This is a genomic window from Bacillus sp. PS217, assembly GCF_037963535.1.
Taxonomy (GTDB): domain Bacteria; phylum Bacillota; class Bacilli; order Bacillales; family Bacillaceae; genus Bacillus; species Bacillus subtilis.
The window spans coordinates 2,683,053-2,708,179 of the sequence record NZ_CP150157.1 but is presented as its reverse complement, the minus strand read 5'-3'; the positions used below and the strand labels follow the sequence as shown (position 1 = coordinate 2,708,179).

The following is a 25,127-nucleotide window of genomic DNA, read 5'->3' as shown; positions in this document are numbered from 1 at the left end:
TGATGGGGAAAGTTACCTCAATAAGAAGTTTGGGGGAAAAGAGAATGAATAAACAATGGACCATTATTTTCGCACTTATTTTCACCTTAATTGTCGCTATTTTCGCAGTCATTAATGTTCGATCCGTAGAAGTTGATTACCTGTTTGGAAGATCAGAATGGCCGCTCATTCTTGTTATTTTGGGCTCAGTTTTAATGGGAGCGCTGATCGTATTTTCTGTCGGCATTTTTCAGGTAATGAAATTGAAGCGGGAAATAAAAACCTTGCGGAAAGAAAATAGAACAGCAATACATAAACAAGAGGATACTCATCTTGCTGATCAGACTGACACACAGGATGCATCAGCCATGATTGAGAAAAAAGACTAGTTTTCGAATATTATTTGAAACCCCTCAGCCTGCTCTAGTATAATAGGGTGGTTGAGGGGTGAATTTATGTTAGCGTCAAAAATGCGATGGGAAATCCAGCGACCAGATCAGGATAAGGTCAAATCACTCACAGAACAATTGCATATAACACCTCTTGTTGCGTCCCTGCTTGTAAAAAGAGGCTTTGATACGGCAGAAAGCGCTAGGCTGTTTTTACATACAAAGGATGCCGATTTTTATGATCCTTTTGAAATGAAAGGCATGAAAGAAGCGGCAGATCGAATAAAACAGGCGATTTCACAACAAGAAAAGATTATGATATATGGCGATTATGACGCCGATGGGGTTACAAGTACGTCAGTGATGCTTCACACGCTGCAAAAACTGTCGGCTCAAGTTGATTTTTATATACCTGACCGTTTTAAAGAAGGATATGGACCTAATGAACAGGCGTTTCGTTCGATTAAAGAACGGGGCTTCTCTTTGATCATTACGGTTGATACAGGAATTGCCGCTGTGCATGAAGCGAAGGTGGCAAAGGAACTCGGACTGGATGTCATCATTACCGATCATCATGAACCGGGACCGGAGCTTCCGAATGTCCATGCGATCGTCCACCCGAAGCAGCCGGGCTGCACTTACCCGTTTAAAGAGCTTGCCGGGGTTGGAGTCGCGTTTAAGCTTGCCCACGCTTTATTGGGTGAACTTCCTGATGAACTGCTTGACCTGGCGGCTATCGGCACCATTGCCGATCTAGTCCCGCTGCATGACGAAAACAGATTAATTGCAACACTAGGACTGGAAAGGCTTCGACGGACAAATCGGCTCGGCTTAAAAGAGCTGATTAAGCTGTCAGGCGGAGACATCGGAGAAGCGAACGAAGAAACTGTCGGATTTCAGCTCGCACCAAGGCTGAATGCCGTTGGAAGAATCGAACAGGCGGATCCCGCTGTTCATTTGCTTATGTCAGAGGATTCGTTTGAAGCGGAAGAGCTTGCCGCAGAAATTGACCAGCTGAACAAAGAGCGCCAAAAAATGGTCAGCAAAATGACGGATGAAGCGATTGAAATGGTTGAACAGCAAGGGCTCGATCAAACTGCAATTGTCGTGGCCAAAGCCGGATGGAACCCGGGAGTCGTCGGGATTGTGGCTTCAAAGCTTGTGGACCGTTTCTACCGACCGGCCATTGTTCTTGGCATTGATGAAGAAAAGGGAATCGCTAAAGGTTCGGCCCGAAGCATCAGAGGATTTAATTTATTTGAGAGCCTTTCTGAATGCAGAGATATTCTTCCTCATTTCGGCGGCCATCCAATGGCTGCGGGGATGACGCTGAAAGCCGAAGATGTGCCGGATTTGCGAAGCAGGCTGAATGAAATAGCGGACAATACGCTTACGGAAGAGGATTTTATTCCCGTACAGGAAGTCGACCTTGTCTGCGGCGTCGAAGACATTACAGTTGAAAGCATCGCAGAAATGAACATGCTGTCTCCTTTTGGCATGCTGAACCCGAAACCGCACGTTCTCGTAGAAAACGCAGTACTGGAAGATGTCCGCAAGATAGGGGCAAATAAAACTCATGTCAAAATGACGATCAGAAACGAGTCGTCCCAGCTTGATTGCGTCGGTTTTAATAAAGGCGAGCTTGAAGAAGGCATCGTACCGGGTTCAAGAATTTCCATTGTCGGTGAGATGTCAATCAACGAATGGAACAATCGAAAAAAGCCGCAGCTTATGATAAAGGATGCCGCTGTTTCTGAATGGCAGCTGTTTGATTTAAGGGGAAAACGGACGTGGGAAGACACAGTTTCCGCCCTTCCATCTGCTAAACGGGCCATTGTCTCTTTCAAAGAAGACTCATCAACATTACTTCAAACTGAAGGCCTTCGCCGAGAAGTGCACGTCATCAGCTCTGAAGATCAAGCAAAGGCGTTTGACCTCGATGGTGCATATATTGTATTACTGGATTCGCCGCCTTCGCTGGACATGCTCGCACGTTTGCTGGAAGGCAAGGCGCCTGAGCGGATATATTTTATTTTTCTCAATCATGAGGACCACTTTTTATCAACTTTTCCCGCAAGAGACCACTTTAAATGGTATTATGCGTTCTTGCTGAAAAGAGGCGCTTTTGACGTGAAAAAACACGGTTCAGAGCTTGCAAAACATAAAGGCTGGTCCGTTGAAACAATCAATTTCATGACAAAGGTGTTTTTTGATCTCGGTTTTGTTAAAATAGAGAATGGTGTGCTGTCTGTTGTGAGCGGAGCAAAGAAACGCGACTTAACAGACTCACAAACATATCAGGCGAAACAGCAGCTGATGGAACTGGATCAAAAGCTGAATTATTCTTCTGCTGAAGAGCTGAAGGAATGGCTGAATAAGCTGATGAAACAAGATTCAGAGGCTTATGAAAGTACGAGGAGGACATAAAACAGATGGATTTAAAACAATACGTAACAATTGTACCGGATTACCCGAAAGAGGGCGTGCAATTTAAAGATATTACGACACTGATGGACAAAGGCGATGTATACCGCTATGCCACAGATCAAATTGTTGAATATGCGAAAGAAAAGCAAATTGATTTGGTCGTTGGCCCTGAAGCGCGCGGCTTTATTATCGGCTGTCCCGTTGCTTACGCGCTTGGCGTGGGTTTTGCGCCGGTCCGCAAAGAAGGCAAGTTGCCTCGTGAAGTAATCAAAGTGGATTATGGCTTGGAATACGGAAAAGACGTATTAACGATCCACAAAGATGCGATTAAGCCTGGTCAGCGTGTGCTTATTACAGATGACCTGCTTGCGACAGGCGGCACAATTGAAGCGACAATCAAACTTGTTGAAGAGCTTGGCGGCGTTGTTGCTGGTATCGCTTTCTTAATCGAGCTTTCTTACCTTGACGGCAGAAATAAGCTCGAAGATTACGACATCTTAACATTGATGAAATACTAAGGATAACCGCATAACGAAAAAGCACTCCATGTCAGGGTGCTTTTTTCCTATTGTTTTGCATTTATTTTATATAATATTTGGCTATTTGAACTTCTGCTCTTTACATCTTTCGTTTTTTTCTTGATAATAAACTACAATACAGTTTACATTTTAAAAAAGGTGATTCCATGGCGAACGAACAAGTATTGACTGCCGAGCAAGTTATAGATAAAGCGCGCAGCTATCTATCTGATGAGCATATCGCATTTGTCGAAAAAGCATATCTGTACGCTGAAGATGCTCATCGCGAGCAATACCGCAAATCGGGCGAGCCATATATTATTCATCCGATTCAGGTTGCGGGGATTCTCGTTGATCTTGAAATGGACCCTTCCACAATCGCGGGTGGATTTTTGCACGATGTCGTGGAAGATACAGATGTGACGCTCGATGACCTGAAAGAAGCATTTTCCGAAGAAGTGGCAATGCTTGTAGACGGCGTAACGAAACTCGGCAAAATTAAATATAAATCTCAAGAGGAACAGCAGGCGGAAAATCATCGCAAAATGTTTGTCGCTATGGCTCAAGATATCAGGGTCATATTGATCAAGCTGGCGGATCGTCTTCACAATATGCGGACACTGAAACATCTGCCTCAGGAAAAACAGCGGAGAATCTCCAATGAAACGCTGGAAATTTTTGCTCCTTTGGCGCATCGTCTCGGGATTTCAAAAATTAAGTGGGAATTGGAAGATACGGCGCTCCGTTATTTGAACCCTCAGCAATATTACAGAATTGTCAACCTCATGAAGAAGAAACGTGCAGAACGAGAGCTTTATGTCGATGAGGTTGTCAATGAAGTGAAGAAACGTGTCGAAGAAGTAAATATCAAGGCTGACTTCTCGGGACGCCCGAAACATATTTACAGCATTTATCGAAAAATGGTGCTGCAAAATAAGCAATTCAATGAAATTTACGATTTGTTGGCTGTCCGTATTCTTGTGAATAGCATAAAGGACTGCTACGCGGTGCTTGGCATCATTCACACATGCTGGAAACCGATGCCAGGCAGATTCAAAGATTATATCGCAATGCCGAAGCCGAATATGTATCAATCGCTTCATACAACGGTTATTGGGCCTAAAGGCGATCCGCTTGAAGTGCAGATCCGCACCTTTGAAATGCATGAAATAGCGGAATACGGGGTTGCGGCTCACTGGGCTTATAAAGAAGGGAAAGCAGCCAATGAAGGTGCAACCTTTGAGAAAAAGCTTTCTTGGTTCCGTGAAATTTTAGAATTTCAAAATGAATCGACAGATGCAGAAGAATTTATGGAATCGCTCAAAATTGATTTGTTCTCTGACATGGTGTATGTCTTTACGCCAAAAGGAGATGTAATCGAGCTTCCGTCCGGTTCTGTTCCGATTGACTTTTCTTACCGGATTCACTCTGAAATCGGCAATAAAACAATCGGTGCCAAAGTAAACGGAAAAATGGTTACGCTTGACCATAAGCTTCGGACAGGTGATATCGTTGAAATTCTCACCTCTAAGCATTCCTACGGTCCGAGCCAGGATTGGGTGAAGCTTGCCCAAACATCCCAAGCGAAGCATAAAATCCGTCAATTCTTTAAGAAACAGCGGCGTGAAGAAAATGTCGAAAAAGGCCGTGAGCTGGTCGAAAAAGAAATTAAAAACTTGGATTTTGAATTGAAGGATGTTTTAACGCCAGAGAATATTCAAAAGGTTGCTGACAAATTTAATTTCTCAAATGAAGAGGATATGTACGCGGCGGTCGGTTACAACGGCATCACAGCTCTGCAGGTGGCGAACCGCCTAACAGAAAAAGAGAGAAAGCAGCGCGACCAGGAAGAACAGGAAAAGATCGTTCAGGAAGTCACTGGGGAACCTAAGCCATACCCGCAAGGAAGAAAACGGGAAGCTGGCGTTCGTGTCAAGGGCATTGACAACCTCCTTGTCCGTTTATCAAAATGCTGCAATCCTGTGCCAGGTGATGATATTGTCGGCTTTATCACAAAAGGCAGAGGGGTTTCGGTCCATCGCGAAGACTGTCCGAATGTCAAAACGAATGAAGCCCAAGAGCGGCTGATCCCGGTAGAGTGGGAACATGAGTCACAAGTTCAAAAGCGCAAGGAATACAATGTTGAGATAGAGATTCTTGGGTATGACCGCCGTGGATTGCTGAACGAGGTACTCCAGGCAGTGAATGAAACGAAAACCAATATTTCATCTGTCTCTGGCAAATCGGATCGCAATAAAGTGGCAACCATCCATATGGCGATTTTTATCCAGAATATCAATCACTTGCATAAAGTCGTCGAGCGTATTAAACAGATTAGAGATATCTATTCTGTGCGCCGCGTCATGAACTAAAGGGGTTAGAAAATGAGATTAGTTGTTCAGCGAGTAACAGAAGCAAGCGTTACAGTGGACGAAGAGGTCGTCGGCCAAATTGGACAAGGCCTTATGGTGCTGGTCGGCATCACTCACGATGATACAGAAGATGATGCAGCTTATTTAGCCGATAAAGTTGTCAATCTCCGTATTTTCGATGACAGTGAAGGGAAAATGAATCTGTCTCTTGTAGATATAGGAGGAGAGATTTTATCCGTCTCACAGTTTACGCTTTATGGAGATACGAAAAAAGGGCGCCGGCCGAACTACATGAACGCGGCCAAACCTGATAAAGCTTTAGGTCTTTATGAAAAATGGAATGACCTGCTTCGTGAAAAAGGAATCAAAGTGGAGACCGGAACGTTTGGAGCAATGATGGATGTTCAGCTTACAAACTCCGGACCGGTCACGCTCATTATGGATTCAAAATAAAAAAAGCTGCCAAAAGGCAGCTTTTTTTATTGGAAGTATTTCTCTAATCCGCTTTCGATCCCATCTGTTACTTTTTCTTGGTATGAATTGCTATGTACAATGGCTTCTTCCTGCGGATGGCTTACATATCCCAGCTCGTACAGCATAGCGGGCTGTCTGTTTTCCCGGAGCACATAATAATCTCCGAATAATACGCCGCGGTCTGGAATGGAAGAACGCTTCACCACTTCTGAGTGGACATCTGATGCGAGTTCCTGATCTTTGGCAGGACTGTAGTAATATGCTGTACTGCCTCTTGTAGAGGTATCCGCATAGCTGTCATAATGAATGCTGATAAAGGCGTCAGCGTTACGGTAGTGAGAGGTAGAGACCCGTGACTGCAGGCTGACAAAGGTATCATCCTGGCGTGTCACATATACATCCGCTCCAGCCGATCTAAGTTTGCTGGCGAGCAGTTTTGCCGTTTTGATCGTCAGGTTTTTCTCGAATTTCCCCGAATACCCGATCGTTCCGCTGTCTTTTCCTCCATGTCCCGGGTCAACAATAATCGTTTTATTGTTTAGAGAGCCGTTTCCAGACGGGGAATCAGAGACTGGCGGTTCACCTGCTTCTTCTGCGCTTTTAGACGTTTGGACCACCCAATTGGCTACATAAGCAGTCTGCCCGTTATCAAGCTTTATTTCATACCAGCTTCCCTTTGAACCGGTAATGGTGTATGAATCTCCTTTGGCAGCGCGCTCAACGATCGAAGCTGATGTTGACGCATCACTTCTTAGATTCGTTCCTCCGTACATGATATAGGCTTTTTTAGCGGAGGATGAACTGCCGGCATTTGCTGAATCATCAGCTGGAACAGAACTAGTCAAAAGGTAATGGCTTGCAACCCAGCCTTTTAGCCCGTTCACCTCAATGTGAGCCCAGCCATTTTTCTCGTTGAGAACCGTCAGTTTCGTTCCGCGATCAAGTTTTGTTATAATTGCCGCGTCATGTGAGGCGGAGGCTCTTACATTTAGCGAAGAAACACCGACTGTGCCCGTCGTTGACGCACCGGAATCCTCGGTTTGGTCACTCTCATCAGACGCTGAACTGCTGCCTCCTGATGTGACATATTCAGATGATACCCATCCGGTGGCACTGTGATAGGATATCTTGATCCAGCCCGAATCTTTATCAATGACAGATGCTTGGCTGCCTTGCGGGAATTTGCCGATGACTTCGTAGGAAGTGCCCGGGCCGCTTCTCATCCGCAGATCGGGGTCTGTTGATGTCACAGTGTCACTGCTTCCTGAGGAGCTTGTGCTGGCCTGGTCTTCCTTTGTAATAAGCCAGGAGACTACCCAGCCCTTTTCTCCAGAACCAAGCTGTATCTGCACCCAGTCTCCATCTTCCTTTAAAATTGGATAGCGTTCTCCCTTTTTTACTTCCGCTGTAATGCCGTAGCTAAGCCCTGGGCCGCTTCTGACGTTCATTTCATCTGTTGCGATGACCGCTTCTCCTTGAGCAGCTGTAACGGATGAAAAGGTCGGGAATAGCGCTGAGGTGAAAATAATACATACAATAAGGACAAAGTATTTCTTGTTCATTGTGTCCTCCTTTCTGATGATCATTAAAAAAGCATTCTTGTTTAATATCGTAAAGTCCTTTCTGATTTTTAAATAAAAATAAAATGATTTGTTTATACTAAGCGTAAATACAATCAAAAAGGTGTGCAAATCATGAAATATCATCCAAAAATGGGACGTGCATTTCACGACGGTGAAGCGAATCTGCATTACAGCGATCACGCAGATCCCGATACGACTGGTTATCTTACGGAAACAGCATCTGAATTTGGTCTTATGTCCAAAGAAGCAGCGCTGAGGAAAAACAACCGGAATAAAGCTTGACAGAGAACCCCAATCCCATTATTATAATAGAAATTGAGTACATAGCAAATGATGAAAGATTTGAACCAATAATGGAGAAGAGTAGGTCAGATTGCATGATTAGAGAGGAACCCGCCCCAGGCTGAAAGCGGATCCCATTGCGTCTTTCTCGAAACAACACTCCGGAGGTTTCCTGCTGAACGCGTGAATAACGCCATTAGGCAGTGAACGTGAACCTGCGTTAAAGGATCGAGCGGGAATATGAACGTATTCCAACTAGGGTGGCACCACGGGTATAACTCTCGTCCCTACTATCATGTATAGTAGGGGCGGGAGTTTTTTTCATTTTCATCATTAACGATCATTGGATATTTTATAAGGAATACATAAGGAGGTCTACCTATGGGATATAACATTCCGAGAGGAACACAGGATATTCTGCCTGGAGAATCAGATCGCTGGCAGTTTGTTGAACAAATTATGAGAGACACTTGCCGCACTTATCAATATAAAGAAATCCGCACACCGATTTTTGAGCATACAGAACTGTTTGCCAGAGGCGTCGGAGAATCAACGGATATCGTACAAAAAGAAATGTATACCTTCGAGGACCGCAAAGGCAGAAGCCTGACGCTTCGTCCGGAGGGAACAGCTGCTGCGGTTCGCGCTTTTAATGAAAACAAGCTGTTCGCAAATCCTGTACAGCCGACAAAGCTTTATTATGTCGGGCCGATGTTCCGTTATGAACGTCCTCAGACGGGCCGTTACCGCCAGTTTTATCAGTTTGGAATTGAAGCGATTGGTTCGAAAGACCCTGCAATCGACGCTGAAGTAATGGCGCTTGCGATGAGTATTTATGAAAAAGCAGGTTTAGAAAACGTTAAGCTTGTCATAAACAGTCTCGGCGATCAAGATAGCCGCAAAAGCTACAGAGAAGCGCTCGTGAAACACTTCGAGCCTCGCATCGAAGAATTTTGTTCAGACTGCCAGTCCCGGCTGCACACGAACCCGCTTAGAATTTTGGACTGCAAAAAAGACCGTGATCATGAGCTGATGAAATCGGCACCTTCGATTTTGACATATTTAAATGAAGAATCAGCCGCTTATTTTGAAAAAGTGAAACAATACTTAAATGATCTTGGCATTTCGTATGAAATCGATCCGAACCTTGTGAGAGGGCTGGATTATTACAACCACACCGCATTTGAAATTATGAGCAATGCGGAGGGCTTTGGCGCGATTACGACACTTGCCGGCGGCGGACGCTACGACGGGCTTGTCGAACAGATCGGCGGACCTGAAGCACCGGGCATCGGATTTGCGATGAGCATCGAACGCTTGCTTGCCGCAATTGATGCTGAAAAAAGAGAGCTGCCTGTTGATAAGGGAATCGACTGCTATATCGTCACACTAGGCGAAAAAGCAAAGGATTATTCTGTTTCATTGGTGTACAAACTGAGAGAAGCAGGCATTTCCAGTGAAATCGATTATGAAAATAAGAAAATGAAAGGCCAGTTTAAAACAGCTGATCGCTTAAATGCCAGATTTATTGCGATTTTGGGTGAAGATGAGCTTGCCCAAAACAAAATCAATGTAAAGGATGCACAGACTGGCGAACAGATTGAAGTGGCACTTGATGAATTTATACATGTGATGAAGGCAAACCAAAAGGGATAAGGAGTGAAACGCATTGTTTGGAAGAACATATTATTGCGGTGATATAACTGAAAAAGCAATTGGCGAATCTGTAACGCTGAAAGGATGGGTCCAAAAAAGACGAGACCTCGGCGGATTGATTTTTATTGACTTGCGTGACCGTACGGGCATTGTTCAAGTCGTTTTTAACCCTGATGTGTCAAAAGAAGCGCTTGCTGTTGCGGAAGGCATCAGAAATGAATACGTGCTTGATATTCAAGGAAAAGTGGTGGCGCGTGAAGAGGGAACAGTTAATCCGAATTTGAAAACAGGCGCGATCGAAATACATGCTGATGGAGTGAACGTATTAAATGCTGCAAAGACACCTCCATTTGCGATTTCTGATCAAGCTGAAGAAGTGTCAGAGGACGTTCGTTTAAAACACCGTTACTTAGATTTGCGCAGACCGGCTATGTTCCAGACGATGCAGCTGCGCCATAACGTGACGAAAGCTGTTCGCAGCTTTTTAGATGAAAATGGGTTTCTTGATGTTGAAACGCCGATTTTAACAGGAAGTACGCCTGAAGGCGCACGTGACTACTTGGTGCCGAGCCGTGTGCACGAAGGTGAGTTCTACGCGCTGCCGCAGTCTCCGCAGCTATTTAAACAGCTTCTGATGGTATCAGGCATTGAACGATATTATCAAATTGCCCGCTGTTTCCGCGATGAAGACTTGCGTGCGGACCGTCAGCCTGAGTTTACGCAAATTGATATTGAAATGTCCTTTATGAGCCAGGAAGACATTATGTCATTGGCTGAGGAGATGATGGCAAAGGTTATGCGTGAAACAAAAGGTGAGGAACTTAAGCTTCCTCTTCCTCGAATGACGTATGACGAAGCAATGAACAAGTACGGTTCTGATAAACCGGATACGCGTTTTGACATGCTTTTGACGGATGTGTCTGACATTGTAAAGGATACGGAATTTAAAGTGTTCTCATCAGCTGTAGCAAACGGCGGCGTGGTCAAAGCCATCAACGTAAAAGGCGGTGCCGGCGATTACTCCAGAAAAGACATCGACGCTCTTGGCGCTTTTGCTGCAAACTACGGGGCAAAAGGGCTTGCCTGGGTGAAGGTTGAGGCAGACGGAGTGAAAGGCCCGATCGCTAAATTCTTTGATGAAGAAAAGCAGTCTAAGCTGATTGAAGCACTTGATGCTGCTGAAGGTGATTTGCTGCTGTTCGGAGCGGATCAATTCGAAGTTGTGGCCGCATCACTCGGCGCCCTGCGCTTAAAGCTTGGGAAAGAACGCGGGCTGATTGACGAAAAATTGTTCAATTTCTTATGGGTCATCGACTGGCCGCTATTAGAGCATGATCCGGAAGAAGGCCGTTTTTACGCAGCGCACCATCCGTTCACAATGCCTGTCCGCGAAGACCTTGAGCTGATTGAAACAGCGCCTGAAGACATGAAAGCACAAGCTTATGACCTCGTCTTAAACGGCTATGAGCTTGGCGGCGGTTCAATCCGTATTTTCGAAAAGGATATTCAGGAAAAAATGTTTGCGCTTCTCGGCTTCTCACCAGAAGAAGCGGCTGAACAGTTTGGATTCCTGCTGGAAGCATTTGAATACGGCGCTCCTCCGCACGGCGGAATCGCACTCGGCTTAGACCGTCTCGTTATGCTTCTCGCTGGACGTACGAACCTGAGAGATACGATTGCATTCCCGAAAACGGCAAGTGCAAGCTGCCTGATGACAGAGGCGCCGGGAGAAGTAAGCGACGCTCAGCTTGACGAGCTTCATCTTTCTATCAAGAAAAAAGTTAAGAACTGAATGTGCAGTTCGATTCTTGAAAATCAAAATCGTCTGTGATATGATTTTGACAAGTTAAATAAAGTCCTGATGTGTTAGTTGTACACCTAGTTTTGACCGAACATTTTTTTGATTTGGGAGCCCGCATTTTTAAATGGCGTACATGCCTCTTTTCATTCGGTAAAGAGGACTTACAAGATTTAAAAGAGGGCACCCACCTGCTGAGAGCGGGTTCAAAACAAAGGAAAGCTGCAACGGCACTATTGGGACTTTATTTTTTGTGCGCAGAAAAAACGGCTGCTCATGGATCAGCCATTTTATAGATGAAACCAGAATACGAATGTGGAGTGAGGTTCTTGTTACACCAGTTTTCACGCAATGAATTAGCTATCGGAAAAGAAGGCCTTGAAACGCTGAAAAACAGCACAGTTGCTGTGCTTGGGGTCGGCGGAGTCGGATCGTTCGCGGCAGAAGCGCTCGCGCGGTCAGGCGTCGGCCGCATTCTGCTTGTCGACAAAGATGATGTGGACATTACAAATGTAAACCGTCAGCTTCACGCGCTACTTTCAACTGTCGGACAGCCGAAAGTTGATTTAATGAAGGCGCGGATCGCAGACATTAATCCGGAGTGTGAAGTGATCGCGTTAAAAATGTTCTATACGGAGGAAACGTATGAGCAGTTTTTTGACTATGATCTTGACTATGTCATTGATGCGTCAGACACCATCTGTTATAAAATTCATTTAATGAAGGAATGTCTGAAACGGGATATTCCGCTCATCTCCAGCATGGGTGCTGCAAATAAAACGGATCCGACACGCTTCCAAATCGCTGATATCTCAAAAACGCACACTGATCCAATTGCGAAGGTCGTCCGTACGAAATTACGCAAGGAGGGTATCAAAAAAGGCGTTCAAGTGATTTTCTCTGATGAAAGCCCGATTGTCATTCGGGAAGATGTCAGAAAAGAAGTGGGGAATGACGAAGCGAAAATCCGTAAAGCAAAAATGCCGCCTTCCTCTAATGCTTTTGTGCCGTCAGTTGCAGGTTTGATTATGGGCGGACATGTTGTCATGGATCTTTTGAAAGACATTGAAATCAAACGTGTGAAGGATAAATAATGCATAAAAACAGCCTTGATGATCAAGGCTGTTTTTGTTTTATTTTCTTTTCATTAATTTATCGTACACCTGCTTTAAGGCGGATTCGAATTTTCCTGTCTGTTTCGGCTTATAGTATTGCTTATTTTTCAGAGGATCAGGGAGGTATTGTTGTTCGACCCAACCGTTGTCGTAATTGTGCGGGTATTTATAGTCGATTCCTCTTCCTAATTCCTGAGCTCCTTTATAATGCGCGTCTTTTAAATGCTTCGGGACATCCCCAATTTTTCCGGCTCTGATATCTGCCAGGGCCTCATCGATTGCCAGAATGGCAGAGTTTGATTTCGGTGAGAGGCAAAGCTCAATAACTGCGTTGGCCAGCGGGATTCGCGCTTCAGGAAACCCGACTCGCTCAGCGGTCTGAATAGCGTTCAGCACTCTAGGACCGGCTTGCGGGCTTGCTAAACCGATATCTTCATAGGCGATAACAAGCAATCGTCTTGCGATGCTCTCCAGATCACCGGCTTCAATTAATCTAGCCAAATAGTGAAGAGCAGCGTTGGCATCAGAGCCGCGGATCGATTTTTGAAAAGCGGACAGTACATCATAATGCGCGTCACCATCTTTATCGTGAGAAAAGCTTTTTTTCTGCAAGCATTCTTCCGCGGTTTCTAATGTAATGTGAATTTCACCGTCTGCTGACTCCTTCGTTGACAACACGGCAAGCTCAAGCGCATTTAAAGCGGAGCGGACATCTCCTCCGCATCCGTGGGCAAAATGCTCCATCGCCTGATCATCAATGGATACAGAATAGGTGCCAAGGCCCCGATGCTCATCATGGAGCGCACGTTCCAGTGCCTGTTTAATCAGATCAGGTGTTAACGGTTCAAGCTCAAAAATCTGGGTCCGGCTTCTGATCGCCGGATTAATGGCATGATACGGGTTAGCCGTCGTTGCTCCGATCAAAATGATCATTCCGTTTTCTAAATAGGGTAATAGAAAATCCTGTTTTCCTTTATCCAGCCTGTGGACTTCATCCAGAATCAAAATCACTTGGCCGGACATCTTGGCTTCCTGAGCTACGATTTCCATATCTTTTTTATTGTTAATGACAGCATTCAGCTTTCGAAAAGCAATACTTGTTGAACCGGCGATTGCTGTTGCGATTGATGTTTTTCCAATTCCGGGCGGCCCGTACAAAATCATGGATGACAAATGTTTTGCCTGGACCATTCTGCCAATAATTTTATCTTCAGCCACCAGATGCTGCTGGCCGATAATATCCTCTATTTTTGTCGGACGCATCCGATATGCCAATGGCTTCATCTATCATCTCTCCTTACTTAATTACAGGGTAACGGAAAACCGTACATTAGAAAAGGGTAAAGGCCCCTTTCCTTCTGCCTCAATGAAAATTCGCTGAAGGTATGTTATAATAACAGTTGGTCTATAAGATAATAAACGGACGAAACATATAGAAATTACCATTATAAATGTGGAAAATCATGAAATAACAGAGGTGTTCATGTTGAAAATATCAACTAAGGGAAGATACGGGCTCACCATTATGATCGAGCTTGCAAAAAAGCACGGTGAAGGCCCGACTTCATTAAAAAGCATCGCACAGACGAATAATTTGTCCGAGCATTATTTGGAGCAGCTGGTATCGCCGCTCAGAAATGCCGGTTTAGTGAAAAGCATCAGAGGCGCATATGGCGGATATGTATTAGGCAGTGAGCCGGATGCCATTACTGCGGGAGATATTATCCGTGTGCTTGAGGGGCCGATCAGCCCTGTTGAAGTGCTGGAAGATGAGGAGCCTGCCAAGCGTGAGCTCTGGATTCGCATCCGGGATGCTGTAAAAGAGGTTTTAGACAGTACAACATTAGAGGATCTTGCCAGCTATACAGACGGAGAGCAAGAAGCTTATATGTTCTATATTTAGATCAGAGGTGTAAACATAATGGAACGGATTTATTTAGATCATGCCGCAACGTCTCCGATGGATGAGCGCGTGCTGGAAAAAATGATACCGCACTTCTCCGGCAGTTTCGGTAATCCCTCCAGTATTCATTCATTTGGCAGAGAATCTCGAAAATGGGTGGATGAAGCAAGAGCGCAGATCGCAGCAGAAATCGGAGCGGCAGAGCAGGAGATCATTTTTACAAGCGGGGGAACGGAAGCTGATAACTTGGCGATCATGGGAACCGCACTTGCAAGAAAAGATCTTGGCAGACATATCATCACAACAAAAATTGAGCATCACGCCGTGCTTCACACATGTGAAAAACTTGAGGAAGACGGATTTGACATAACGTATCTGGACGTTGACCAAAATGGAAGAGTCAGTGCAAAACAGGTGAAAGAAGCACTGCGTGATGATACAATCCTTGTGACAGTGATGTATGGAAATAATGAAGTTGGAACAGTGCAGCCGATCGAAGAAATCGGTGAGCTGTTAAAGGAACACAAAGCTTATTTTCATACCGATGCTGTTCAGGCATTCGGGTTGCTGCCAATTGATGTGAAAAACAGCCATATTGACCTTCTGTCTGTTTCCGGGCACAAGCTCAACGGGCCAAAAGGGACAGGCTTTTTATATGCTAGTAAAGATGTGAAGCTTTCACCGCTTTTATTCGGAGGAGAGCAAGAAAGAAAACGCCGTGCCGGAACGGAAAATGTTCCAGGCATTGTCGGGCTGAAAGAAGCGATCAAGCTGTCAAGTGAAGAACGTGACGAAAAAAACGAGAAGTATCAATCGTTTAAAGCAATCTTTGCCGACACGCTTAGAGATGCAGGTGTGGCATTCGAGGTCAACGGGGACAAAGAGCATAGTCTGCCGCATGTTCTGAATCTTTATTTCCCCGGTGTGTCAGTGGAAGCGCTGCTGGTTAATCTTGATATGGCTGGTGTCGCTGTCTCCAGCGGTTCAGCGTGCACGGCCGGTTCAGTCCTGCCGTCACATGTTCTGACTGCTATGTTCGGCGAAGAGAGTGACCGGCTGACGTCCTCTATTCGAATCAGCTTCGGCCTCGGCAATACGGCTGAGCAAGTGAAAACTGCTGCCAAACATGTGGCCGACGTTGTCAAACGGCTGACACAATAAGGCGGCGTAGTAATTGGAGTGAATGAAATGGAAAAACGGCCGGAGGATACAAGAGTCGTTGTCGGCATGTCCGGCGGAGTAGACTCATCTGTGGCGGCCCTGCTGTTAAAAGAACAGGGCTATGATGTAATCGGAATCTTTATGAAAAACTGGGATGATACGGACGAAAACGGTTTTTGCACGGCGACAGAGGATTATGAAGATGTGATCCGCGTCTGCAACCAAATCGGAATTCCGTATTATGCCGTAAACTTTGAAAAGCAATATTATGAGAAGGTATTTCAATACTTCCTTGATGAATATAAAGCAGGCAGAACACCAAACCCGGATGTATTGTGCAACAAAGAAATTAAATTCAAAGCCTTTTTGGAGCATGCATTGTCACTTGGCGCCGACTATTTAGCGACTGGCCACTATGCAAGAGTAGACAGAAGCGGCGGAAAAGTCAGAATGCTGCGCGGCATTGATGAAAACAAGGATCAAACGTACTTCCTGAATCAGCTGACAGAAGATACGCTGAGCAAAGTCATGTTCCCGATCGGCGAACTTCAAAAAAGCCGTGTGCGTGAAATCGCCAAAGAAGCAGAACTTGCAACGGCGACGAAAAAAGACAGTACAGGCATCTGCTTTATCGGCGAACGCAACTTCAAAACGTTTCTCAGCCAATATCTCCCTGCACAGCCGGGCGATATGATGACGATGGACGGCGAAGTAAAAGGCCGCCACGACGGGTTGATGTACTATACGATCGGACAGCGTCACGGCCTTGGCATCGGCGGAAGCGGCGAGCCGTGGTTTGCGGTAGGCAAAGATCTTGAAAAGAACATCCTCTACGTGGATCAAGGGTTCCATAACCCGCTTTTATATTCTGACAAAATCACAGCAACAAATATCAGCTGGGTACGTTCGGATATCATGAAGGGCGAAGAGATTTCCTGCACGGCTAAATTCCGTTACCGCCAAGAAGATCATAAAGTAACGGTGCGCATGACTGGCGAGGGTGAAGCGGAAGTCATCTTTGATGAACAAGTCCGCGCTGTAACGCCGGGACAAGCCGTTGTCTTCTATGACGGCGAAGAATGCCTTGGCGGCGGGACAATTGATGATGTGTACAAAGACGGAACAAAATTGTGGTACGTATAAAAGATGAAAAACCTCAACACTGAGTTGGGGTTTTTTAATGAAAGGAAGATGATCGGTGGATTATAATCAACTCGGTATAGAGGCGATGCAGGAAGGCGATTACGAGAAAGCGGCAGAGGCATTTACAAAAGCGATTGAAGAAAATAAAGAAGACGCGATTCCGTATATCAATTTTGCCAACCTTCTTTCATCCGTAAACGAGCTGGAACGTGCGCTTGCGTTTTATGATAAAGCGCTTGAATTAGACAGTAGCGCAGCCACTGCTTATTATGGAGCAGGAAATGTCTATGTTGTAAAAGAAATGTACAAAGAAGCCAAAGACATGTTTGAAAAAGCGCTTCGTGCGGGGATGGAAAACGGCGACCTGTTTTACATGCTCGGAACGGTGCTTGTCAAGCTCGAACAGCCTAAGCTTGCACTACCATATTTACAAAGAGCGGTCGAACTGAATGAAAACGATACGGAAGCGCGTTTTCAATTCGGGATGTGCTTAGCCAACGAGGGCATGCTGGACGAAGCGCTCAGCCAATTCGCAGCTGTAACAGAGCAAGACCCGGGGCATGCAGATGCATTTTATAATGCCGGTGTCGCTTATGCTTATAAAGAAAACCGAGAAAAAGCGCTGGAAATGCTGGACAAGGCAATTGATATCCAGCCAGATCATATGCTTGCGCTTCATGCTAAAAAACTGATTGATCCATCATAACAGGCACAGGAGGAGGGACAGCTCGTGCAGCAGCATCCGGATCAGCTTAAACTGGAGGAAGAGCCCTATTTAAAAGGGACAGTCAACACAGTCATCTATCATAATGACACCAATTTATATACGGTTCTGAAAGTGAAAGTCACAGAGACCTCCGAAGCCATTGAAGATAAAGCCGTATCCGTGACGGGCTACTTCCCTGCGCTTCAAGAAGAAGAGACCTACACGTTTTACGGAAAGATCGTAACCCATCCAAAATTCGGGCTCCAATTTCAGGCGGAGCATTTCAAAAAGGAGATTCCAACGACTAAGGAAGGCATCATTCAATATTTATCGAGTGATTTATTCGAGGGGATCGGCAAAAAAACAGCTGAAGAAATTGTGAAAAAGCTGGGCGACAGCGCCATTAATAAAATATTGGCTGACGCTTCAGTGCTTTATGATGTTCCAAGACTCTCAAAAAAGAAAGCAGACACGCTGGCTGGCGCATTGCAGCGGCATCAGGGACTGGAGCAAATCATGATTTCCTTGAATCAGTTTGGCTTTGGCCCGCAGCTGTCTATGAAAATCTATCAAGCCTATGAATCCGAGACGCTTGAAAAGATTCAGGAAAATCCTTATCAGCTTGTGAAGGATGTAGAAGGCATCGGGTTTGGAAAAGCGGATGAGCTGGGCAGCAGAATGGGTCTTTCGGGTAATCATCCTGAGCGGGTAAAAGCTGCTATTTTGTACACGCTTGAAACGACTTGTCTGTCAGAGGGGCACACGTACATAGAAACGGAACAGCTGATCATTGACACCCAATCTCTGTTAAATCAGTCAGCAAGGGAAGGGCAGCGCATCACAGAAATGGATGCCGCTAACGCGATTATTGCCCTTGGCGAAAATAAAGACATTGTCATTGAAGATGGCCGCTGTTATTTTCCGTCGCTGTTTTACGCAGAACAAAACGTTGCAAAGCGTGTGAAACATATCGCTAGCCAAACCGAATATGAGAACCAGTTTCCCGAATCAGAGTTTTTGCTCGCGTTGGGAGAACTGGAAGAACGGATGAACGTTCAGTATGCCCCCAGCCAGAAGGAAGCGATTCAAAAAGCCCTTTCCTCGCCGATGCTTCTTTTAACAGGCGGCCCGGGAACAGGAAAAACGACGGTAATCAGAGGGATTGTCGAGCTCTACGGAGAGCTTCACGGTGTGTCACTAGACCCGTCAGCTTATAAAAAGGATGAAGCTTTTCCGATTGTTTTGGCCGCTCCGACAGGGAGAGCAGCAAAACGGATGAGTGAATCAACGGGACTCCCTGCAGTTACGATACACAGGCTGCTTGGCTGGAACGGCGCTGAAGGCTTTACTCATACAGAGGATCAGCCGATCGAAGGGAAGCTGTTAATTATCGATGAAGCCAGTATGCTTGATATATGGCTGGCGAATCATTTGTTCAAGGCGATCCCTGATCATATACAAATCATCATTGTCGGAGACGAAGACCAGCTGCCTTCCGTCGGTCCGGGACAAGTGCTCAGAGACCTGCTGGCATCCCAGGTGATTCCGACTGTGAGACTGACAGACATCTATCGCCAGGCAGAAGGGTCATCAATCGTCGAGCTTGCCCACCAGATGAAAAATGGATTGCTGCCGAACAATTTGACTGCCCCGACAAAGGACCGTTCCTTTATTCGCTGCGGCGGGTCGCAAATCAAAGAAGTAGTTGAGAAGGTTGTCGCCAATGCATTGAAAAAAGGCTATACAGCAAAGGACATTCAGGTCCTCGCTCCGATGTACAGAGGAAAAGCCGGCATTAATGAATTGAATGTGATGCTGCAGGACATTTTAAATCCTCCTAAAGAAAAACGGAGAGAATTGAAGTTCGGGGATGTTGTCTACAGAACCGGAGATAAAATTTTGCAGCTTGTCAATCAGCCGGAAAACAATGTGTTCAACGGAGATATTGGCGAAATCACGTCGATATTTTATGCAAAGGAAAATACAGAAAAAGAAGACATGGCCGTCGTTTCTTTTGAAGGCAATGAAATGACATTTACGAAAAAAGATTTTAATCAATTTACCCATGCGTATTGCTGTTCTATTCATAAATCGCAGGGAAGTGAATTTCCGATTGTGGTTTTGCCTGTTGTGAAAGGCTATTATAGAATGCTCAGAAGAAACCTTCTTTATACCGCGATTACAAGAGCGAAGAAATTTCTCATTTTATGCGGGGAAGAGGAGGCGCTGGAGTGGGGCGTGAAAAATAATGATGCAACTGTCAGACAGACCTCCTTAAAAAACAGGCTGTCCGTACAGGTTGAGGAAATGGATGCCGAGCTTGAAGCTTTGCAAAAAGAGCTCCCGTTCAGCGTACACGACGCCAACATTGGCATGGAAGGCATTACACCATTCGATTTTATGAAAGAAGAACAGCAATAAAATGCTCCCGTGAAAGCGGGAGTTTTTTTCATTTGCAGTGGAATTGATTTCATCGTATGAGTCTAAGGCGCAAAGCAAAACCTAAGCCTGTTCAACAAAAGGTGGTTGATCACACTTTGAGAACATGCCATGAAGTAGAAGGATTCCCAGTATACTCAGAACGAACTTCTTGTTATCTCGGGGCAATTTCCGATATTTGTTTTTCTCTGAAAGGAGATTGTCTTGGGTTTATTCTTGCACAAAAACGCTTTTTGCATCATCATCATGCGCTATTACGGGCGTGTGATATCTCTTCCATTCTTGATGACCGCATATTGGCTACGGTCAGTTCAGAACAGCTTTTGCCTCTTCCGAAATCATGCTTCACATACGAGCAGATGAAGATGAAGCTTGTGAAATCGCAAGAGGGCGATATATTGGGGATGCTGGAAGATGTATACTTTTGTTTGGACAGGGGCATAATCGTAGCATATGAACTCTCGGACGGTTTCTTTTCTGACCTGGCGGGAAGCAAGCGCCAGATCCAAAGAGCGGATTCGCTTGTCGAGGTGCGGAAAGACGAGATCGTTCTGAACGGATAGAGGTGTGAGGTATGCTTATATGCCCGAATTGCAAAAGTAAGGATATCGGCAAAATCGGCGTGAACCAATATTATTGCTGGGGCTGTTTTATTGAACTGACAGTGGCGAAAGGGAAGATTGCAACTCATCAGGTGGAAGAAGACGGAACGTTAAGCAGCTTGGATGATTTGTTTTCTGAGGATGAACGCAGCATCAATTTTTAATCATGAAAGGAGATGCGCAGGATGAATCGGACGATGACTTCTCTTTTGGCAATGGGAGCCGGAGCTCTCGTGTACCGAATGGCGACTCAATCTGACATGCTGAATAATCGAAGCATGAAGCGGATGAGAAGAAGAATTACGAAAATGTTTTAATGCAAAAAGGATACTCTCCAAAGAGTATCCTTTTCTATGTTTGCCGGACCTCGAGGCGTCTTGCTGCGAGTGAAAGGCTGTAGTTGACTGCGAAATACATAAGGACCGCAAGTAAAAAGATCGGGAAAAAATAACTGCCGTCTGCGCTTTGGCCGTTAATAATTTGCGCGTTGTGAATCAGTTCAGGCAGGGCGATCACAACAGCGAGCGATGTATCTTTTAATAAAGAAATAAACTGGCTTACGATGGGCGGAACCATGCGGCGAAGCGCTTGCGGCATAACAATAAAGAACAGGGTCTGTGTATAGCTCAGCCCGGAGGAGCGCGCCGCTTCAATTTGTCCTTTGTCAATTGATTTCAGTCCGCTTCGGATAATTTCAGATAGCATAGCGGATTCAAAAATCGTTAGTGCTGTAATTGCAGCAGCTGTAATTTCAAGCTTAATCCCAATTTCCGGAAGGGCAAAAAACGTAAAGAAAATAATTAACAGCAAGGGGAGGTTTCTGATCGTTTCAACGAGAACTGCAATCAATTGAGAAAGAACGGGAACTTTCGCATAACGCAGGGTGCCTGCGATTAAACCGAAGAAAAAGCTCAGAATGATGGAGATGAAAGCAACGTACAAGGTGACGAGAAAGCCATCCCATAAAAACGCTAAATGCTCCTGTGAATAAGCACCGATGAAATCCAATGTAACACACTCCTTATCAATAGCTTTTTTCCAGCCGTTTTTCCAGATAGTTAACACCGATGCTAAGCGGAATCGTCAGCACTAAGTAAAAAAGCGCCACAAAAATATAAACATCAAATACAACGAGTGTGCTCGACGAAACTAAATCGGCTTGGTACATAAGATCCAATCCGGCCACAACCCCAAGAATCGAAGAGTTTTTGACTAAGTTTAAAAATTGATTGCCTAAAGGCGGAATGACGATTTTGATTGCCTGCGGCAAAATGATATGGAGCATGGCTTGGCTGTAGGTAAAGCCTGACGAGCGTGCCGCTTCCATCTGCCCTTTTGAAACAGACTGGATGCCTGCTCTGATGGCTTCAGCGATAAACGCAGAGGTATAAATGGTGAGAGCAACCGTTCCCGCTTGAAAACCGTCAAGCCTCAGGCCTGCGTTTGGAAGTCCGAAATAGAAAACAAAGGTAATTAAAAGAAGAGGGATGTTGCGGATGAATTCTACATATGCGGTCCCGAACCATTGCAGCGGCTTAAAGACTGTTATTCTCATAACCGCTACAGCAACGCCGAGGACAAAACTGCCGGCCAGCGCGATAACACTTGCGAGCAAGGTATGGTAAAAACCGTCCATATACATGCTGAAGTTATCGAAAAGAATTGACACATTCATCTGCCTATTCACTCCTTATCAAATTGGGATGAGCATCACCTGCTCATCCCGGGATGGTTGTTATTCAGCTGGGTCTTCTTTAATCCATTTTTTATAAATTTCATCGTATCTGCCATCCGACTTCATCTTTTTAAGTGAAGCGTTGATTTCTTTCGCGAGAGCAGATTGCCCTTTTTTCACGGCGATCCCGTAAGGCTCATCTGTAAAAGGCTTTCCTGTTAATTGATAATTTTTATTTTCATCAGCCATTCCATATAAAATCGCATTATCTGTGGTGAGGGCATCGCCTTGCCCCGATTTAAGGGCTGTAAAGGCTTCTGCGTAGTTTTCAAATTCTAAAACAGATGCTTCAGGCGCCTTTTCACGAATGTTTTGAGAGGAGGTGGAGCCTTTTACTGCAAGAACTTTTGAGCCTTTGCCAAGATTCTCGACACTCTTGATTTTGCTGCCTTTTTTCACGAGAAGCGATTGCCCGGCCTCGAAATAGACATCAGAAAAATCAACTTCCTTTTTTCGTTCTTCAGTGATCGTCATTGTGGCGACAATGGCGTCGATATCCCCGTTTTGCAGCATAGGAATCCTTGTTTTTGAGGTGACCTCTTTAAATTCAGCTTTTTTCTCATCACCTAAAATGTCTTTAGCAATTTGTTTGGCAATATCAATATCAAAACCCTCAATCTCACCTGAGCTTGGATTTTTAAGACCGAACAGTCGAGTGTCCGTTTTTACGCCGAAGACAATTTTGTCATTGTCTTTAATGGCGGCTAGCGTATCTTTTTTGCTCTCCTTTGAGGCTTCTCCGTTTGATCCCTTGCTGCCGCAAGCGGCAAGCAAGATGACAGCGAATAAAGAAATCAATGCTAAAGAAAAAATCTTTTTCATACAAGCTCCCCCATTTCTGGTTTAATGATTTAAAATACGGCTTAAGAATAAACGGGCCCGTTCTTCCTTCGGGTTCGCGTAAAACTCAGCCGGCACTGCTTCTTCTAAAATCTTTCCTTCGTCAATGAAGACAATCCGGTCGGCAACTTCTTTGGCAAACCCCATTTCGTGTGTCACGACAACCATTGTCATGCCTTCTTTGGCGAGTGTTTTCATGACATCTAGCACCTCACCGATCATTTCAGGATCAAGTGCTGATGTCGGCTCGTCAAACAGCATGACCTCCGGCTTCATCGCCAGTCCTCTTGCGATGGCAACACGCTGCTGCTGCCCGCCGGAAAGCTGGGAAGGATAGGCGTCAGCCTTGTCTGGGATGCCGACTTTTTCAAGATAGTACCGCGCCGTTTCCTTTGCTTGTTCAGATGATTGTCTAAGCACTTTTACCGGAGCCAGCATGATGTTCTGCAGCACTGTTTTATGCGGATATAAATGAAAGTGCTGAAACACCATCCCGATATTTTGCCGCACTTGATTGATATCAGTTTTTCTGTCGTTAATGGCGGTGCCGTTTACTGTAAGCACTCCCTCATTGATCGACTCAAGTCTGTTGATGCATCTGAGCAATGTGCTTTTACCGGAACCGGATGGGCCGATGATAACAACGACTTCACCTTTTTCGATTTGAAGATTAATTTGTTTTAACACGTGAAAATCTCCGTAATGCTTGTTTACATTTTGAAATGTGATCATCGCAATCCTCCTATCAGAAAATTTGACCAAAAAAGTAAATGATCAAACTTTTCTGAAAATTAAAAGTGAAAAAATGTCCATGACTTCTGACTGACTAAAGAAACATAAAGAATAATTCCGTGTAAACCTCAAAAGATATAGGTGAGGTGAAAGCAGATGCTCCAAAAACCGGTGCAGCTTTTGTTGTGGGTGGCTATTTGTTTGCTGGTTCTGTTAACAGTCTATGTCTTTTTTATGCTTGATATGTTATGGTCACCCTTTTGGCTCGTCATAAAAACGATCTTTATTCCCTTGATCATTTCTATTTTTATATCTTATTTATTGCTTCCGGTCACAGAATGGCTGCATGGCAAAGGATTGCCTAGGACTTTGAGCATCTTGGTCATTTATGTTCTTTTTTTTGGCGGGATTGGCTGGGCGTTGTATAAAGGGGTGCCTGTTTTAATCGTGCAGCTGACGGATTTGTCAGAAAATATACCCATGTTTGCCGAAACGTATAACGGGCTTCTTCTTCATGTGCATAACCATACGGATGACTGGCCTGATGGTATGCATCACCGTATAGATAAAATGATCCGCCAGACGGAGGCGTTTTTTGCGGGAACGATCGAGGGTGCGATCAGCGGGATCCGCAATGTGCTTGATTACTTCTTAATTGCTGCAACAATCCCTTTTCTCGTGTTTTATATGGTGAAGGACATTGAGTTAATGAAAAAGACAGTATGGTACTTGACTCCGAAGTCGTGGAGAAAGCGGGGCAGCGCCTTTTTGCGGGATGTGGATGATTCGCTTGGCGATTATATCCGCGGCCAGCTTTTGGTCTGCTTGATTCTTGGCGTGATTGCAGGCATTTCGTTCTGGGTATTTGGGCTTCCGTATCCGCTGATACTTGGCCTTATCTCTGGAGTAACGAATGTCATCCCTTATTTTGGCCCTTTCATCGGAGCTGTTCCTGCGTTGTTAATTGCGATGACGATCTCAGTCAAGGCTGTTCTTGTTGTGGTGATTACGGTGTTTATTCTGCAGTTTATGGAAGGAAATATCCTCAGTCCGTTCATTGTCGGCAGAAGCCTTAAAATGCATCCGGTCGTTATCATGCTTGCACTCCTTGCCGGAGGGGAGCTTGCGGGAATCGTCGGGATGATTCTGGCTGTTCCTGCGACGGCTGTTTTAAAAGTAATGATGATCCATTATTTGCGGATGAGGACGGAGCATTGACATCGGCGTGCCGCTTGTCTATAATTTCTCGTAGAATACATACGAATCTCGAGTG

General features: G+C 45.1%; 24 protein-coding genes, 1 other RNA gene and 1 other annotated feature. Of the genes, 19 read left to right on the top strand and 6 right to left on the bottom strand.

Annotated features, from left to right (window positions below):
• Nucleotides 1-44 precede the first annotated feature (44 nt).
• From NSQ83_RS14085 to dtd, 5 genes are all read left to right on the top strand, one after another.
• Nucleotides 45-368 (top strand): lipopolysaccharide assembly LapA domain-containing protein, encoded by a 324-nt coding sequence (locus NSQ83_RS14085; RefSeq protein ID WP_003229740.1) that lies wholly within the window; start codon nt 45-47, stop codon nt 366-368.
• Nucleotides 369-434: 66 nt separating this feature from the next.
• Nucleotides 435-2,795, top strand: a complete 2,361-nt coding sequence (gene recJ / locus NSQ83_RS14080; RefSeq protein WP_198878593.1) for a single-stranded-DNA-specific exonuclease RecJ — start codon at nt 435-437, stop codon at nt 2,793-2,795.
• A gap of 5 nt (nt 2,796-2,800) precedes the next feature.
• Nucleotides 2,801-3,313 (top strand): adenine phosphoribosyltransferase, encoded by a 513-nt coding sequence (locus NSQ83_RS14075; RefSeq protein WP_003229745.1) that lies wholly within the window; start codon nt 2,801-2,803, stop codon nt 3,311-3,313.
• A gap of 167 nt (nt 3,314-3,480) precedes the next feature.
• Nucleotides 3,481-5,685 carry a GTP diphosphokinase gene (gene relA / locus NSQ83_RS14070; RefSeq protein ID WP_003229747.1) on the top strand — a complete coding sequence of 735 codons (2,205 nt, stop codon included), beginning with the start codon at nt 3,481-3,483 and terminating at the stop codon, nt 5,683-5,685.
• A 12-nt stretch (nt 5,686-5,697) separates the two neighbouring features.
• On the top strand, nt 5,698-6,138 hold the full coding sequence (gene dtd / locus NSQ83_RS14065; protein WP_004398689.1) for a D-aminoacyl-tRNA deacylase: 441 nt from the start codon (nt 5,698-5,700) through the stop codon (nt 6,136-6,138).
• A gap of 26 nt (nt 6,139-6,164) precedes the next feature.
• Here dtd and NSQ83_RS14060 read toward each other — a convergent pair whose 3' ends face one another.
• Nucleotides 6,165-7,721: an SH3 domain-containing protein gene (locus NSQ83_RS14060; RefSeq protein ID WP_004399040.1), complete on the bottom strand. Its 1,557-nt coding sequence runs from the start codon at nt 7,719-7,721 to the stop codon at nt 6,165-6,167.
• A 132-nt stretch (nt 7,722-7,853) separates the two neighbouring features.
• Here NSQ83_RS14060 and NSQ83_RS14055 point away from each other — a divergent pair, with 132 nt between their 5' ends.
• The 5 genes from NSQ83_RS14055 (at nt 7,854) to NSQ83_RS14035 (ending at nt 12,572) form a co-directional block, all read left to right on the top strand.
• Nucleotides 7,854-8,024, top strand: a complete 171-nt coding sequence (locus NSQ83_RS14055; RefSeq protein WP_004399157.1) for a YrzK family protein — start codon at nt 7,854-7,856, stop codon at nt 8,022-8,024.
• Nucleotides 8,025-8,083: 59 nt separating this feature from the next.
• Nucleotides 8,084-8,316, top strand: a binding site (T-box leader).
• 89 nt (nt 8,317-8,405) lie between these two features.
• On the top strand, nt 8,406-9,680 hold the full coding sequence (gene hisS / locus NSQ83_RS14050) for a histidine--tRNA ligase (RefSeq protein WP_015251569.1): 1,275 nt from the start codon (nt 8,406-8,408) through the stop codon (nt 9,678-9,680).
• A 13-nt stretch (nt 9,681-9,693) separates the two neighbouring features.
• Nucleotides 9,694-11,472 carry an aspartate--tRNA ligase gene (gene aspS, locus NSQ83_RS14045; RefSeq protein WP_198878594.1) on the top strand — a complete coding sequence of 593 codons (1,779 nt, stop codon included), beginning with the start codon at nt 9,694-9,696 and terminating at the stop codon, nt 11,470-11,472.
• A gap of 60 nt (nt 11,473-11,532) precedes the next feature.
• Nucleotides 11,533-11,725: non-coding RNA, 6S RNA (ssrS, locus tag NSQ83_RS14040), on the top strand.
• An 82-nt stretch (nt 11,726-11,807) separates the two neighbouring features.
• A complete protein-coding gene (locus NSQ83_RS14035) occupies nt 11,808-12,572 on the top strand; it encodes a tRNA threonylcarbamoyladenosine dehydratase (protein WP_003229763.1) in 765 nt (254 codons plus the stop codon).
• Nucleotides 12,573-12,611: 39 nt separating this feature from the next.
• Here NSQ83_RS14035 and NSQ83_RS14030 read toward each other — a convergent pair whose 3' ends face one another.
• A complete protein-coding gene (locus NSQ83_RS14030) occupies nt 12,612-13,877 on the bottom strand; it encodes a replication-associated recombination protein A (RefSeq protein ID WP_015714437.1) in 1,266 nt (421 codons plus the stop codon).
• A 202-nt stretch (nt 13,878-14,079) separates the two neighbouring features.
• Between NSQ83_RS14030 and cymR the strand changes: the two genes are divergently transcribed.
• The 8 genes from cymR to NSQ83_RS13990 all read left to right on the top strand — a co-directional run bounded on the left by cymR (nt 14,080) and on the right by NSQ83_RS13990 (nt 20,864).
• Complete coding sequence (gene cymR / locus NSQ83_RS14025; protein ID WP_003225879.1) at nt 14,080-14,496, top strand: cysteine metabolism transcriptional regulator CymR; 417 nt, start codon at nt 14,080-14,082, stop codon at nt 14,494-14,496.
• An 18-nt stretch (nt 14,497-14,514) separates the two neighbouring features.
• Nucleotides 14,515-15,657, top strand: a complete 1,143-nt coding sequence (locus NSQ83_RS14020; RefSeq protein ID WP_003229769.1) for a cysteine desulfurase family protein — start codon at nt 14,515-14,517, stop codon at nt 15,655-15,657.
• A 27-nt stretch (nt 15,658-15,684) separates the two neighbouring features.
• Nucleotides 15,685-16,800: a tRNA 2-thiouridine(34) synthase MnmA gene (mnmA, locus tag NSQ83_RS14015; protein ID WP_004398509.1), complete on the top strand. Its 1,116-nt coding sequence runs from the start codon at nt 15,685-15,687 to the stop codon at nt 16,798-16,800.
• An 85-nt stretch (nt 16,801-16,885) separates the two neighbouring features.
• The gene (locus NSQ83_RS14010; protein WP_206697897.1) at nt 16,886-17,506 is read left to right on the top strand and encodes a tetratricopeptide repeat protein; all 621 of its coding nucleotides are present in this window, start codon (nt 16,886-16,888) and stop codon (nt 17,504-17,506) included.
• A gap of 24 nt (nt 17,507-17,530) precedes the next feature.
• Nucleotides 17,531-19,927, top strand: coding sequence for an ATP-dependent RecD-like DNA helicase (locus tag NSQ83_RS14005; RefSeq protein WP_198878595.1), 2,397 nt, complete (start codon nt 17,531-17,533; stop codon nt 19,925-19,927).
• 56 nt (nt 19,928-19,983) lie between these two features.
• Nucleotides 19,984-20,508, top strand: a complete 525-nt coding sequence (locus NSQ83_RS14000) for a PRC-barrel domain-containing protein (protein WP_119899626.1) — start codon at nt 19,984-19,986, stop codon at nt 20,506-20,508.
• 11 nt (nt 20,509-20,519) lie between these two features.
• A complete protein-coding gene (locus NSQ83_RS13995; RefSeq protein ID WP_003225893.1) occupies nt 20,520-20,711 on the top strand; it encodes a hypothetical protein in 192 nt (63 codons plus the stop codon).
• A 21-nt stretch (nt 20,712-20,732) separates the two neighbouring features.
• Entirely contained in the window at nt 20,733-20,864 is a 132-nt protein-coding gene (locus NSQ83_RS13990) for a YrzQ family protein (RefSeq protein WP_003229780.1), read from the top strand.
• A gap of 34 nt (nt 20,865-20,898) precedes the next feature.
• Here NSQ83_RS13990 and NSQ83_RS13985 read toward each other — a convergent pair whose 3' ends face one another.
• The 4 genes from NSQ83_RS13985 to NSQ83_RS13970 are packed head-to-tail and all read right to left on the bottom strand — an operon-like array spanning nt 20,899 to nt 23,854.
• Nucleotides 20,899-21,555: an amino acid ABC transporter permease gene (locus NSQ83_RS13985; RefSeq protein WP_198878596.1), complete on the bottom strand. Its 657-nt coding sequence runs from the start codon at nt 21,553-21,555 to the stop codon at nt 20,899-20,901.
• Nucleotides 21,556-21,571: 16 nt separating this feature from the next.
• Nucleotides 21,572-22,222 (bottom strand): amino acid ABC transporter permease, encoded by a 651-nt coding sequence (locus tag NSQ83_RS13980; RefSeq protein ID WP_198878597.1) that lies wholly within the window; start codon nt 22,220-22,222, stop codon nt 21,572-21,574.
• Between the two features lie 60 nt (nt 22,223-22,282).
• Nucleotides 22,283-23,104, bottom strand: coding sequence for a glutamine ABC transporter substrate-binding protein GlnH (glnH, locus tag NSQ83_RS13975; RefSeq protein WP_032722249.1), 822 nt, complete (start codon nt 23,102-23,104; stop codon nt 22,283-22,285).
• A 21-nt stretch (nt 23,105-23,125) separates the two neighbouring features.
• On the bottom strand, nt 23,126-23,854 hold the full coding sequence (locus NSQ83_RS13970; protein ID WP_032722248.1) for an amino acid ABC transporter ATP-binding protein: 729 nt from the start codon (nt 23,852-23,854) through the stop codon (nt 23,126-23,128).
• 156 nt (nt 23,855-24,010) lie between these two features.
• Here NSQ83_RS13970 and NSQ83_RS13965 point away from each other — a divergent pair, with 156 nt between their 5' ends.
• Nucleotides 24,011-25,072 (top strand): AI-2E family transporter, encoded by a 1,062-nt coding sequence (locus NSQ83_RS13965; protein ID WP_198878598.1) that lies wholly within the window; start codon nt 24,011-24,013, stop codon nt 25,070-25,072.
• Nucleotides 25,073-25,127 lie beyond the last annotated feature (55 nt).

What these genes read in the sequence shown, in the direction of transcription:
- NSQ83_RS14055 (WP_004399157.1), top strand. Translation starts at nt 7,854, where the DNA reads ATGAAATATCATCCAAAAATGGGACGTGCATTTCACGACGGTGAAGCG.
- NSQ83_RS13995 (WP_003225893.1), top strand. Translation starts at nt 20,520, where the DNA reads ATGCTTATATGCCCGAATTGCAAAAGTAAGGATATCGGCAAAATCGGC.
- glnH (WP_032722249.1), bottom strand. Translation starts at nt 23,104, where the DNA reads ATGAAAAAGATTTTTTCTTTAGCATTGATTTCTTTATTCGCTGTCATC.
- NSQ83_RS14075 (WP_003229745.1), top strand. Translation starts at nt 2,801, where the DNA reads ATGGATTTAAAACAATACGTAACAATTGTACCGGATTACCCGAAAGAG.
- relA (WP_003229747.1), top strand. Translation starts at nt 3,481, where the DNA reads ATGGCGAACGAACAAGTATTGACTGCCGAGCAAGTTATAGATAAAGCG.
- NSQ83_RS14085 (WP_003229740.1), top strand. Translation starts at nt 45, where the DNA reads ATGAATAAACAATGGACCATTATTTTCGCACTTATTTTCACCTTAATT.
- recJ (WP_198878593.1), top strand. Translation starts at nt 435, where the DNA reads ATGTTAGCGTCAAAAATGCGATGGGAAATCCAGCGACCAGATCAGGAT.
- hisS (WP_015251569.1), top strand. Translation starts at nt 8,406, where the DNA reads ATGGGATATAACATTCCGAGAGGAACACAGGATATTCTGCCTGGAGAA.
- NSQ83_RS14060 (WP_004399040.1), bottom strand. Translation starts at nt 7,721, where the DNA reads ATGAACAAGAAATACTTTGTCCTTATTGTATGTATTATTTTCACCTCA.
- NSQ83_RS14010 (WP_206697897.1), top strand. Translation starts at nt 16,886, where the DNA reads ATGCAGGAAGGCGATTACGAGAAAGCGGCAGAGGCATTTACAAAAGCG.
- NSQ83_RS13970 (WP_032722248.1), bottom strand. Translation starts at nt 23,854, where the DNA reads ATGATCACATTTCAAAATGTAAACAAGCATTACGGAGATTTTCACGTG.
- mnmA (WP_004398509.1), top strand. Translation starts at nt 15,685, where the DNA reads ATGGAAAAACGGCCGGAGGATACAAGAGTCGTTGTCGGCATGTCCGGC.
- NSQ83_RS13965 (WP_198878598.1), top strand. Translation starts at nt 24,011, where the DNA reads ATGCTCCAAAAACCGGTGCAGCTTTTGTTGTGGGTGGCTATTTGTTTG.
- NSQ83_RS14000 (WP_119899626.1), top strand. Translation starts at nt 19,984, where the DNA reads ATGAGTCTAAGGCGCAAAGCAAAACCTAAGCCTGTTCAACAAAAGGTG.
- NSQ83_RS14020 (WP_003229769.1), top strand. Translation starts at nt 14,515, where the DNA reads ATGGAACGGATTTATTTAGATCATGCCGCAACGTCTCCGATGGATGAG.
- NSQ83_RS13980 (WP_198878597.1), bottom strand. Translation starts at nt 22,222, where the DNA reads ATGAATGTGTCAATTCTTTTCGATAACTTCAGCATGTATATGGACGGT.
- NSQ83_RS14030 (WP_015714437.1), bottom strand. Translation starts at nt 13,877, where the DNA reads ATGAAGCCATTGGCATATCGGATGCGTCCGACAAAAATAGAGGATATT.
- NSQ83_RS13990 (WP_003229780.1), top strand. Translation starts at nt 20,733, where the DNA reads ATGAATCGGACGATGACTTCTCTTTTGGCAATGGGAGCCGGAGCTCTC.
- dtd (WP_004398689.1), top strand. Translation starts at nt 5,698, where the DNA reads ATGAGATTAGTTGTTCAGCGAGTAACAGAAGCAAGCGTTACAGTGGAC.